Source organism: Actinoplanes utahensis (assembly GCF_016862455.1).
Classification (GTDB): domain Bacteria; phylum Actinomycetota; class Actinomycetes; order Mycobacteriales; family Micromonosporaceae; genus Actinoplanes; species Actinoplanes utahensis.
Window position 1 is genome coordinate 1 of sequence record NZ_BOMZ01000060.1, and the last position, 11,664, is coordinate 11,664.

The 11,664-nt window shown below is 70.1% G+C and carries 11 protein-coding genes; 7 read left to right on the forward strand and 4 right to left on the reverse strand.

Going from position 1 to position 11,664, the window contains the following annotated elements; translation table 11 throughout:
- Positions 1 to 232: 232 nt before the first annotated feature.
- The 3 genes from Aut01nite_RS21815 (at position 233) to Aut01nite_RS21825 (ending at position 3,264) form a co-directional block, all read left to right on the forward strand.
- Positions 233 to 673: an HNH endonuclease gene (locus tag Aut01nite_RS21815; RefSeq protein WP_043523850.1), complete on the forward strand. Its 441-nt coding sequence runs from the start codon at positions 233 to 235 to the stop codon at positions 671 to 673.
- A gap of 434 nt (positions 674 to 1,107) precedes the next feature.
- Positions 1,108 to 1,596 carry a hypothetical protein gene (locus Aut01nite_RS21820; protein ID WP_052163467.1) on the forward strand — a complete coding sequence of 163 codons (489 nt, stop codon included), beginning with the start codon at positions 1,108 to 1,110 and terminating at the stop codon, positions 1,594 to 1,596.
- A 354-nt stretch (positions 1,597 to 1,950) separates the two neighbouring features.
- Positions 1,951 to 3,264, forward strand: coding sequence for an MFS transporter (locus Aut01nite_RS21825; RefSeq protein ID WP_052163456.1), 1,314 nt, complete (start codon positions 1,951 to 1,953; stop codon positions 3,262 to 3,264).
- 84 nt (positions 3,265 to 3,348) lie between these two features.
- Here the strand turns inward: Aut01nite_RS21825 and Aut01nite_RS21830 are convergent, their stop codons facing one another.
- Entirely contained in the window at positions 3,349 to 3,879 is a 531-nt protein-coding gene (locus Aut01nite_RS21830; protein ID WP_043523849.1) for a TetR/AcrR family transcriptional regulator, read from the reverse strand.
- 67 nt (positions 3,880 to 3,946) lie between these two features.
- Between Aut01nite_RS21830 and Aut01nite_RS21835 the strand changes: the two genes are divergently transcribed.
- A complete protein-coding gene (locus Aut01nite_RS21835; protein WP_043523848.1) occupies positions 3,947 to 4,348 on the forward strand; it encodes a nuclear transport factor 2 family protein in 402 nt (133 codons plus the stop codon).
- 273 nt (positions 4,349 to 4,621) lie between these two features.
- On the opposite strand, the gene Aut01nite_RS21840 is transcribed toward Aut01nite_RS21835, so the two are convergent.
- From Aut01nite_RS21840 to Aut01nite_RS21850, 3 genes are read right to left on the reverse strand one after another with little or no spacing between them, the layout of a single operon-like run.
- Positions 4,622 to 5,365 (reverse strand): succinate dehydrogenase/fumarate reductase iron-sulfur subunit, encoded by a 744-nt coding sequence (locus Aut01nite_RS21840; protein ID WP_043523847.1) that lies wholly within the window; start codon positions 5,363 to 5,365, stop codon positions 4,622 to 4,624.
- Entirely contained in the window at positions 5,365 to 7,314 is a 1,950-nt protein-coding gene (locus Aut01nite_RS21845; RefSeq protein ID WP_043523846.1) for a fumarate reductase/succinate dehydrogenase flavoprotein subunit, read from the reverse strand. The genes Aut01nite_RS21840 and Aut01nite_RS21845 overlap by 1 nt, the downstream gene beginning before the upstream one ends.
- Before the next feature lie 2 nt (positions 7,315 to 7,316).
- Entirely contained in the window at positions 7,317 to 7,964 is a 648-nt protein-coding gene (locus tag Aut01nite_RS21850; RefSeq protein WP_268871692.1) for a succinate dehydrogenase cytochrome b subunit, read from the reverse strand.
- Between the two features lie 164 nt (positions 7,965 to 8,128).
- Between Aut01nite_RS21850 and Aut01nite_RS21855 the strand changes: the two genes are divergently transcribed.
- The 3 genes from Aut01nite_RS21855 (at position 8,129) to Aut01nite_RS21865 (ending at position 11,623) form a co-directional block, all read left to right on the forward strand.
- Entirely contained in the window at positions 8,129 to 9,025 is an 897-nt protein-coding gene (locus Aut01nite_RS21855; protein WP_083998674.1) for a LysR family transcriptional regulator, read from the forward strand.
- A 65-nt stretch (positions 9,026 to 9,090) separates the two neighbouring features.
- Positions 9,091 to 9,849: a class I SAM-dependent methyltransferase gene (locus Aut01nite_RS21860; protein WP_043523843.1), complete on the forward strand. Its 759-nt coding sequence runs from the start codon at positions 9,091 to 9,093 to the stop codon at positions 9,847 to 9,849.
- 94 nt (positions 9,850 to 9,943) lie between these two features.
- Entirely contained in the window at positions 9,944 to 11,623 is a 1,680-nt protein-coding gene (locus Aut01nite_RS21865; protein WP_043523842.1) for a substrate-binding domain-containing protein, read from the forward strand.
- Positions 11,624 to 11,664: the final 41 nt, after the last annotated feature.

An 11,664-nucleotide genomic window follows, 5' to 3' on the forward strand; every position in this document is an offset into this window, starting at 1 on the left:
CCGCCTGGCGATTCCCGCCGCCCATCCCGGTGACCGGCGATTCCCGCCGCCCATCCCGGTGACCGGCGATTCCCGCCGCCCATCCCGGTGACCGGCGTCTGTCCGGGGATCTTTTATTCGGTTGTCGGCGGTCGATGGCCCGCCTATTTTTCTCCTCAGCGGATCTGCCCGGGAGGAACGCCTCTGAGCTGTGGATTCCGCATGGTGCAAATCATTTTCCGGGGGTGATGAAATGAGTGCGGTTCTGGTTCTGAACGCCGACTGCGGACCGCTGCACCGGGTCAGCCTCCGGCACGCGCTTCGGATGCTGTTCCGTCAGGTCGCCGTGGTGCACGAGGCCCAGCCGGACACCCGGATCGGGGTCTATCCGGTGCCGACCGTGGTGCGGCTGGTGTCCTACGTCGTCACCCGGTGGCGGCGCGGCCGCGGTCCGGCCTGGTCGCGGGCCGGTGTGCTGGTGCGGGACGGGCGGAGGTGCGCCTATTGCGGGGCTGCCGCCTCGACCATCGACCACGTCCTGCCGCGCTCGCGTGGCGGCCGTAACGAATGGCACAACACGGTGGCGGCCTGCGGGCGGTGCAACAACCGCAAGGGCGACCGCACCCCCGCCGAGGCCCGCATGCCGCTGCGGATCACGCCGTTCGCCCCCATCTGGACCGCATCCTTCCACTGATCTACTCGCCGGGACCGGCCTCTCTCCTTCAGTCCGACCTCTCCCTCCGACCGGCCCTTCTCGCGCACACCGGTCTTGCTCCCTCACATCGGCCTCTCTTTCAGACCGACCTTCTTTCAGACCGACCTTCTTTCAGACCGACCTTCTTTCAGACCGACCTTCTTTCAGACCGACCTTCTTTCTGCCCGACCGCTCTTCTCAGGCCGGCGTCGGTGAACAGGCTTTCCTGAACGGGCGGTCGGCGGGTTAACACGGGGACCCGTCGGCCGCCCCACTTTCTCTCCCCGGCACGGCGTCCCGTGGTGGCGTCGGGCCGCCGCGCGCGCTGGTTCCGGCCGTGTTTCAGCCACCATGCGGCCGCGAGCAGCGGGATCTTTCGTCAGCCTCGACGTCCTGATGTCAACAAAACGTTGACGATGCGGTAGATTGTGATCGTGGCTGACCTGGAAGCGCTTCGCGAGGTTCGGGCCCGGCGTGCCCGCCTCGACACCGAGGAGCTGGAATTCATCGACCGCGCCCGCCGCGACGGCGCGACCTGGCCGGAGATCGCCGCCGCGCTCGGCCTGGCCAGCCGCCAGGCCGCCGAACAGCGTCGGCATCGCCTGGCCGCAGCAGCCGAACGCGCCATGCGGCCACAGCGGCAAGAGCTTGACGAGGGGTACGGTCCGGGCGCCCAGGAACTCCGCCGCCGCGCCACCGACCTGCACCGCCGCATCGGCGCCGACCGCCGCTGGGATCACCGTTTCACTCGCGCCTCCCTGGTCCGCGAAACCCTGGCCGCCGCACCCGATGCCCCCACCGGTGCCCTGTTCGACCTGGTCGTCGCAGCTTTGGCCGACCTCTCGAGCCCTGATGTCCCCGCTCTCCCCGCCCCGTTGCGCGCCGCCATCTCCCGGCTGCGGGAAGCCGCCACTCTCTCGTAGCCCCTGGTCCAGACCCTCTCGCCCGAACGACCGGGACCCGCGCTGTTCCGTGCACGGCTCTTTCCTGGTCGGCGTGCTCGGGCTCCCACCCTGCTGTGCTCCCCACCTTGTCGTCAGGCGCTCAGCCGAGGCGGTGTTGCGGGACGCCCGTATCCCTTGGCCGGCAAGTGCGGGTTGACGAGAATCCATCCAAGCCGCCAGGATGTGAGTCCATCAGACTCAAGTCCTTGCGATGACCATGGGCGAGCCGGCCGGGGGAAGCCGTATCGGCGGACCGGCCCTCACGTCATCGGGGCCCGACACGATGCCGTCCGCCTTCCTGCCAGGGGGCCGGCCGGGCGATGGGAGTACGGCATGCGACGCAACGCGGTTCTCTTCGTACTGATCTCCGTTCTGTCCGGTTTCGGGGGCACCGCCCTGACCCTGGCCGCCGGCATCTGGATCCTCGACCTGACGGGAAACCCCGGTCTTGCGGCGCTCGGAGCCCTCGGCACCTACGCGCCCAGCCTGGCCGCCCCCTGGCTGGGCGCACTCGTCGACCGCTTCCCGCGCCGTACCCTGCTGATCTGCACCGAGATCACCCTCGGTCTGACGATGCTCAGCCTTCTGGCGGTGAGCAACGCCGGTCACACCTGGCTGATCTACGCGGTCATGGTGATCCGCGGCATCGGCTACGTCCTCTCCGACGCCGGCGAGTCGGCGCTGTTACCGGCTGCCCTGTCCACCCGGCTCCTCGGCGACGTCAACGGCTGGCGATCCAGCGCCCAGGAGGGCATGAAGCTGCTGGCCCCACTGGCCGGCGCCGCCCTCTACGCCTCCGCCGGGCCGCGCCCGGTGGTCCTGCTCTGTGCCACTCTGCCCCTGCTGGGCGCTCTCCTGTACACCCTGATCACGCTGACCCCGGCGCCTTCTCATCCCGCACCTGCCGCCGAGGGCGGCGACAAGGCGGCAGCCGCACCCCAGCGGACCGGTACGGCCTCAGTGCAGGCCGGCGCCCGGGTTCCCGCCGCCGCGACCCCATCGGCTCCGGAGGGGCCCGGACCCGAGCGGGTGGTCGGAGAGGGGCGGGTGACGTTGGGGTGGGGCAGCGTGCGGCAGGGCCTGGTAGTGCTGGTGCGGGAGCCGCTGCGCACGCCGGTGCTGGTGGCGGCCGTCGCGATCGCGGTTTCCGGGCTCACCAACGCGGCCGTGCTGTCCCGGCTCGTCGACGGACTGCACCTGCCGTCCACCCATCTCGGGATTCTGTCCAGCGCCCAGGGCGCCGGATCCCTGATCGCCGGTCTCGTGGTGGGCCGCCTGCTGGCCCGGATGCCGGCGGCACGGGTCGCGGCGATCGGTGCGGTGGTCTTCGCGGTCGCCTGTGTGGCCTGGACCCTGCCCTGGTGGCCGACGATGATCGCCGGCAACGTCCTGGCCGGTGCCGGACTGGTCTGGGCCCTGATCGCGGCCGTCACCGCCGTGCAGTCCGAAACTCCGGCCCACCTGCTGGGCCGCGTCGCCGCTACCAGTAACACGGCCCTCTTCGGCCCGGTCGCGATCGCCATTCCCCTCGGCGCGGCCCTGGTCCACGTCAGCGACCGCCTCGTCCTCGCCGTCGGCGCGATGCTCGTCGTGTTCACCGTGCTCCGCACCCGGCGACGTCTCGGCCTCAGCCGGCGAGCCCGCTGATCGGCGCGGTGTCCTCGAACGCACACCGCATCCGGTCCGATGGTGTCGTGGGACCTTACGCACGGATGTGGGCGAGCGACCGGCCTAGGAGCGGGCCAGGCCCGCGAAGACCACCGCGAGGGTACGGGTGCGCAGCTCCGTGTCCCAGCCTCCGTGCAGCGCGCCCTGGCACACGCTCACCAGCAACGCCATCACCTCGGGCAGTCGGACGCCGGCCGCGACCGTCCCGGCGGCCTGGGCTTGGCCGAGCAGTTCGCCGACCGCTGACTCGAGGACGCCCACGGTCTCCGGCAGCCGGATCTCCACCCCGCCGCGGGCCAGCAGGTCGACCACCGCCCGTTTGCTGGCGGCCTCGGCGACCAGTGCCGTGAAGAACGCGAACAGCCCGTCTCCGCCGCCGAGTCGCCCGGCGGATTCAGCGAGCCGGTCCAGCAGTCGTTTCATGATCGCGGCGAGCAGGTCGTTCTTGGTGGGGAAGTGGCGGAACACCGTGCCGATGGCGACGCCTGCCCGGCGGGCCACCTCCTCGGTCGGCGCGTCCGGGCCCAACTCGGAGAAGACCTCTTCCGCGACATCCAGGATGCGGGCCCGGTTGCGTACCGCGTCGGAGCGCAAGTTGAGTCTCCACTCATTTTCGTGGTTAAGTTGAGTTCGTACTCATCTTACTGGAGGAGGAGACGCCGTGACACCGACCGAGATCTTCGAACGGATGTGTACGCAGTGGCTCGCCGGGCGGAGCACCTTCGAGCCCGGCCTGCTCACCGAGGACGTGGTGATCGAGACCCCGTTCGCGGCGCCGGGGCATCCGGTGCGCACCGAGGGCCGGGAGCGGGTCGTCGCGTACACCGAGGCGGGCCGGGCGGCGTTCCCGGTGCGCTTCGAGGACGTGCGTGACGTGACCGTCCACGAGACCACCGACCCGGACGTGATCGTCGTCGAGTACGAGCTGGCCGGCACCCACACCGGAACCGGCGTGAGCGCCTCGGCCCCGTTCATCGCGGTGCTGCGGACCCGGGACGGCAGACTCGCCCACTGGCGCGAGTATCAGCACACCGTAGCGATCGCCCAGGCCCTCGCGGCCTGATCCCGGCCGGCTGGTGTCAGGGCTGTCTCAGCGCCGTTGAGACAGCCCTGACGACCAGCCGGGGGGTGACCGTGCCGGGCATGCATGAGCGGCACCGGGGGACGGTCGTGCGGAGACGCCTGCCGCAGCCGCCGCGAGTCACGGGACCTTGCGTGGCGCGTACCGCAGAAGGGGTGTGAAAGACCGGAGGCCCGGCACGCCGTTGTGCCGGGCCTTCCGAAGAAGCCGGGTATCGGTCACGCCGTTGTGCCCGATACCTGGAGACTGCGACGGTCAGCGCTTGCTGATCGCCTTGCGGTAGTCGCTGTTCAGGCGGCCGATGAGGCTCATCGGGATGCCCTTGGGGCAGACCGTGGTGCATTCGCCGGCGTTGGTGCAGCCGCCGAAGCCGGCGTCGTCCTGTGCCTGCAGCATGTCGATGACGCGGCTGTCACGTTCGGGCTGGCCTTGCGGCATCAGGCCGAGGTGGGCGATCTTCGCGGCGGTGAACAGCATCGAGGAGCCGTTGGGGCAGGCGGCCACGCAGGCGCCGCAGCCGATGCAGGTGGCTGCTTCGAACGCGGCGTCGGCGTCCTTCTTGGGTACCGGTGTGGCGTGGGCGTCCGGCGCGGTGCCGGTGGGGGCGGTGATGTAACCACCGGCCTGGATGATCTTGTCGAGGGGGGTGCGGTCGACGACCAGGTCCTTGATGACCGGGAAGGCGGCGGCGCGCCACGGCTCGACGTCGATCACGTCGCCGTCCTTGAACTTGCGCATGTGCAGCTGGCAGGTGGTGGTGGCCTTCTCCGGGCCGTGCGCCACACCGTTGATGACCATGCTGCACATGCCGCAGATGCCTTCGCGGCAGTCGTGGTCGAACGCGATCGGGTCGTCACCGTTGAGGATCAGCGTCTCGTTGAGCACGTCGATCATCTCGAGGAACGACGCGTCGGGGGAGATCCCCTTCACGTCGTAGGTGACCATCTTTCCGGCCGCGGACGGACCGGCCTGACGCCACACCCTGACCTTGATGTCCATTACTTGTAGCTCCGCGTGCTCGGGTGGACGTACTCGAAGTTGAGGTCCTCCTTGTGCAGGACCGGCTTGCCGTCGGCGCCGAAGTACTCCCACGCCGCGGCGTAGCTGAACTCGTCGTCGTGGCGCAGTGCCTCGCCGTCGGGGGTCTGCGACTCGGCCCGGAAGTGGCCGCCGCAGGATTCCCGCCGGTGCAGCGCGTCGATGCACATCAGTTCACCGAGTTCGATGAAGTCGGCCACCCGGCCGGCCTTCTCGAGGTTCTGGTTGAGCTCTTCGCCCTTGCCGGGCACCTTCACCCGGGTCCAGAACTCCTCCTTGAGCGCCCGGATCAGGCCGATGGCCTTGGTCAGGCCCTCTTCGGAGCGTTCCATGCCGCAGTATTCCCACATGATCTGGCCGAGTTCGCGGTGGAACGAGTCCACGGTGCGGTCGCCGTCGATCGACAGGAACTTGGCGATCCGGTCCTCGACCTGCTTGCGGGCTTCGACCACCGGAGCGTCGCCGGCGGACACGGCGGGGAACGGGCCGGCGGCGAGGTAGTTGCTGATCGTGTTCGGGAGCACGAAGTAGCCGTCGGCGAGGCCCTGCATCAGCGCGGACGCGCCGAGCCGGTTGGCGCCGTGGTCGGAGAAGTTCGCCTCACCGATCACGAACAGGCCGGGGATCGTCGACTGGAGGTCGTAGTCGACCCAGAGGCCGCCCATCGTGTAGTGCACGGCGGGGTAGATGCGCATCGGCGTCTCGTACGGGTCCTCGCCGGTGATCCGCTCGTACATCTCGAAGAGGTTGCCGTACTTGGCCTCGACGGCCTTGCGGCCCAGCCGCTTGATCGCGTCGGCGAAGTCGAGGTAGACGCCGAGACCGCCGGGGCCGACGCCACGGCCCTCGTCGCAGACGTTCTTGGCGGCACGTGACGCGATGTCCCGGGGCACCAGGTTGCCGAACGACGGGTAGATGCGCTCGAGGTAGTAGTCGCGGTCCTCCTCCGCGATCTCCCCGGCCGGCTTCTGGCAGTCCTTGGCGTCCTTCGGCACCCAGACGCGGCCGTCGTTGCGCAGCGACTCCGACATCAGGGTCAGCTTCGACTGGTGCGAGCCGGACTCCGGGATGCAGGTCGGGTGGATCTGCGTGTAGCAGGGGTTCGCGAACAGCGCGCCCTTGCGGTGCGCCCGCCACGTCGCGGTGACGTTGCAGCCCTTGGCGTTCGTCGACAGGAAGAACACGTTGCCGTAGCCGCCGGAGGCGAGCACGACCGCGTCGGCGAACTCGGTGGTGATCTCGCCGGTGATCATGTCCCGGACGACGATGCCGCGGGCCTTGCCGTCCACGATGATCAGTTCGAGCATCTCGTGTCGGGTGTTCATCTCGACGTTGCCGAGGCCGATCTGCCGCTCCAGGGCCTGGTACGCGCCGAGCAGCAGCTGCTGGCCCGTCTGGCCCCGGGCGTAGAACGTGCGGGACACCTGGGTGCCGCCGAACGAACGGTTGTCGAGCAGGCCGCCGTATTCGCGGGCGAACGGGACGCCCTGGGCCACGCACTGGTCGATGATGTTCACGCTGACCTGGGCGAGCCGGTACACGTTGGACTCACGGGCGCGGAAGTCGCCGCCTTTGACCGTGTCGTAGAACAGCCGGTAGACGGAGTCGCCGTCGTTGCGGTAGTTCTTCGCGGCGTTGATGCCACCCTGCGCGGCGATCGAGTGCGCGCGGCGCGGGCTGTCCTGGTAGCAGTACGACTTGACCTTGTACCCGGCCTCGGCCAGGGTCGCCGCGGCCGAGCCGCCGGCCAGGCCGGTGCCCACCACGATCACGGTCAGCTTGCGGCGGTTCGCCGGGTTGACCAGCTTGGCGGAGAACTTGCGCCGTTCCCAGCGGGTCTCGACCGGCCCGTCCGGGGCGGCCTTGTCGACGACGGGTTCGCCCTCGGCCCAGAAATCGCTAGCAGTCATGATCAATCCACCAATCCGGTCAGCACCGCGAAGGGCACCGAGAGGTACATCGCGACCAGCACGACGGAGAGCACCAGCGCGATCGCCTGTGCCCGGCGCTCGCCCTTGGTCGTCTGCTGGCCCAGCGTGCGGAACGCGCTCCAGATGCCGTGCCGCAGGTGGAAGCCGACGGCGACCACGGAGACGACGTAGAAGAGCGTCACGTACCAGCGCTCGGGGGCGAAGTCCGCGACCACCCGGGCGGACGGGTCGGAGTCGCCGCCCTCCGGGTTCAGGTGACCGGTGGTCAGGTCGAGGATGTGGTAGATCACGAAGAGCACGATGATCACGCCACCCCAGCGCATGGTGCGCGCGGCGTAGCTGCCCTGGATCTTCGGCCGGTGCGCGTACTTGACCGGGCGCGCCTTCCTCGCGCGGATGGTCAGCGCCGTCGCCGCCCAGATGTGCAGGCCGATCGCGACCAGCAGGCCGACCCGCTGGATCCAGAGGAACCACGCGTGCGGCAGCAGGGGCGTGCCGAGCCCTCGCAGCCATTCCGCGTAGTGGTCGAAGTCCGACAGGCCCACGAAGATCTTGAGGTTGCCGGCCGCGTGCGCGAAGAGGAACAGGACCAGCAGCGCGCCGCTGACCGCCATGATCAGTTTGAGGATGACCGACGAGGGTCGGACCGACTTCCGCGGCGTGGGGCGTGCCGTCGCACCCGCCGCGTTCGTCGTCTTCGGAATTGGAGTGTCTACCGCCACAACTGGGAAGGTAGGAAGTCCCGAACGATTCGTCTAATGCATGATCGGTGAGCCGTCCATAGCGATAGGCTATTACGGTGCAGCTGCAACAACTCAGGTACTTCGTAGCGGTGGCAGAGACCCGACATTTCACCCAAGCGGCGGACGAAATGGGCGTCTCGCAACCTACGCTGAGTAAGCAGATTCACACCCTGGAAACCTCACTCGGCGCGCCGCTGTTCGAGCGCATCCGCGGCGGCGTGACCCTCACCGTCGCGGGGGAGACGCTGCTCCCTCTGGCGCAGCGGATGATCGCGGACGCTGACGCGGCCCGGGACGCGGTCGCTGACATCGTCGGTCTCCGGCGCGGCGAGATCCGGCTGGGCGCCACCCCGAGCCTGTGCTCCTCGCTGGTGCCGCCGGTGCTGCGCGCCTACCGTGCCGAGCATCCGGCCATCCGGCTGCACATCAGTGAGGGCAGCTCGCAGGACCTGATCGACAGCCTGCTCGCCCACGCCCTCGACCTGGCCCTGATCGTGGCGCCCGAGCACGGCGTCGACCCGGGCCTGGAGGCGACCGAGCTGCTCCGGGAGAGCCTGGTGGTGGCCTCGGTCGCGGCCGGCCCGCCGCTGACGGTGGCCCGCCAGCTCGATCTCGCCGAGCTCCGGCACACCCCGATGGTGATGTTCCGGGTCGGCTACGACATCCGCGACGTCACCCTGCACGCCTGCGAGCGGGCCGGCTTCACCCCCAAGTTCGCCGTCGAGGGCGGGGAGATGGACGCCGTGCTCGCCTTCGTCGAGGCCGGTCTCGGCGTCGCGGTGGTGCCCAGCATGGTGCTCGCCAACCGGCCGCTGCTGCGGGCCACCCCGCTCGCCCCGCCCGGCATGCGCCGGACCATCGCGCTGGCCCAGCGTCGGGGCGCGGTGCTGCCGCACGCGGCCGCCGCCCTGCGCGACGTGGTGATCGAGCACAGCGCGTCGCTCTGAGCCACCGCGCGGTCGATCGTCCACATCGGGTGGTGGAGTGGTTGCCGCGCGTCTAGGCTCCGGATGTGTGGCACGGTGAGTACCGGGATCCCCGCCTCGTCGAGGTGTACGACACTGAGCGCCTCCTGGGCTGGGAGGACGACTTCTTCCTGCGGGTCCTTGCCGACCGGGTGGCGCCCCGGGTCCTCGACCTCGGCTGCGGCACCGGCCGCCTGGCGATCGCGATGGCCGAGGCCGGTCACGAGGTGACCGCCGTCGACCCGGCCGGCCCGGTGCTCGACGCGGCCCGCCGCAAGCCCGGCGCCGGACGGGTCCGGTGGATCCAGGGCTCGTTCGAGACCCTGCCGCCGCGGTCGTTCGACGCCGCCTTCATGACCGGCCACGTCGCCGCGCACCTGGGCACCGACGAGGAGTGGAGCGGCGCGCTGCACGCCCTGCGCGACGCCCTGGTCACCGACGGGCGGCTGATCTTCGACAGTCCGGACCCGGCCGGGCGGCCCTGGCGGGACTGGACCCGGGCCGGCACCGAGCGGCCGATCGTGCTGGCCGACGGTTCGGTGGTGCAGGCGTGGACCGAGGCCGGCCCGGCCGGCGCCGACGGCGTGGTCCCGGTCGTCCACCACTACCACTTCGACGACGGGCTCGCGCTTACCAGCACCGCCGCTCTCCGGTTCCGCGACGAGGCCCTGCTGCGCGAGACGTTGCGGTCGGCGGGTTTCCGGGTGGATCAGGTGTACGGCGGCTGGGGGCGCGAGCCACCCGGTCTCGGTGGCGACGGTGAATTGATAGTGATCGCCGTCGCGGAGCCTCGAATCCTGCCGTGATGTGCCGCTTTGCGCATCGAACCATTGCGAGACATGAATCCCGGACTACTATCCGGCAGGCATCCGTACCTCCCCTTACGACGGGTTAGGTGGAATGTCCGACAACGAGTGGCCAGAGCCACCGCAGGCCCGGAGCCGGGTCCTGCTCTCCGCAGCCCTGGTGATTGTGGTCCTCTTGGTCGCCGGTGGTGTCGCCTGGCGGCTGATGAGCAACGGATCGTCACAACCGGCCGCCCAGTCCAGCTCCGGGCCGGCGCCCTCGGCGACGCAGCCCAGCGTCGCGCCCTGCCCCGACCCCGAGCTCACCGTGATGACCGCCCCCGAGATCGAGCCGGTGATCCGCGCCGCCGCGGACACCCTCAACCCGGACGGGCAGCGCTGCGCGCCGATCCTGGTGCGCGCCGAGGAGCCTGGAGTCACCCTGGAGTCCGGTGGCAAGCCGGACGTCTGGGTGCCGTCCTCGACGGCCTGGCTGCGGATCGCCGAGGAGCGCAGCCTCGTCTACCGGACCTCCGGCGCGACCCTCGCCTGGTCACCGATCATGCTGGCCGCGCCGGAGCCGATCACCGGCCAGTTCGTCCGGGACGGCAGGACCAGCTGGACCGCCGTGACGAAGGCGATCACCGAGGGCCGGATCCCGCTCGTCACCATGAGCAACCCGCTGCGTACCACCGCCGGCCTGCTCAGTGTCCACGGCGTGCACGCCGCGACCGCACTGACCACGAAGGATTCCGGCGTCGCCCAGCTGCGCGCGCTCACCCTGCGCAACCGGCTGACGATGTCGGCCGCCGACCCGGCCACCCTGATCGGCCGGTTGGCGCAGGAGACGGACCCGGTCGAGGCGACGTACCAGGTGGGCGTCTTCCCGGTGGTCGAGCAGCAGATCACCGCCTATCGCCAGGGCGGTCACCAGGTCTCGCTCGTCGGTGCGGTCCCGGCTGACGGCCAGGTCGAGGCCGACTATCCGTACGCGGTCCGCAACGGTGTGCGGAGCGGCCTGGCCGAGCAGCTGCGCGCGGCGATCAGCAAGCAGGCCGTCGGTGAGGCCGGTTTCCGCACCGAGCCGACCGCCGGCGGCGCCCGTCTGCCCGAGTCCGGGCCGGGTCTGCTCGCCCCGGCCAAGCAGTGGGCGCAGTTCCAGGATCTCGCCTTCCAGGTGCTGCTGCTGATCGACGCGTCCGGCTCGATGAACGAGAAGATCGGCAAGGGTACGGCCACCAAGGCGTCCCTGCTGCGCGAGTCCGGGACGGCCGCGGCCGAACTGTTCAATGAGGACACCCGGATCGGTATGTGGTATTTCGGCGCTGGGGCGGCGACCGGTCCCGCCCATACCGAGGAGGTCGACTTCGGCGAGATCTCCGACAGCGCCGACGGCAAGGCCCGGCGCCGGGCCCTGGCCGGGAAGATCAGCTCGTACCGTCCGGTGCAGTCCGCCGGGACGCCTCTCTACCAGAGCGTTCTCGACGGGGTCGACTTCGTGCGCGGGAAGTTCGAGCCCGGCCGTCCGTCGGTGGTCGTGGTGCTCACCGACGGCGCCGACGGTGGCACCCGGTTCGCGATGTCCAACAGTGAGTTCCTGAAGCGGCTCAACACCGGCCGGGACCCGGCCAGACCGGTTCCGGTCATCGCGGTCGGTTACGGCCCGGACGCCAACATGGCCGCCCTGCAGAGCATGGCCAAGGCCACCGGCGGCCAGGCCATCGCGGCCCGTGACCCCGCCGACCTGGCCTCCGCCATGGCCAAAGCCTTCCTGGCCGCCCGCGCCACTTCTTGATCAGATCGTCGGCAAGCGCTCTTCTCGCCGGCGATCCCAAG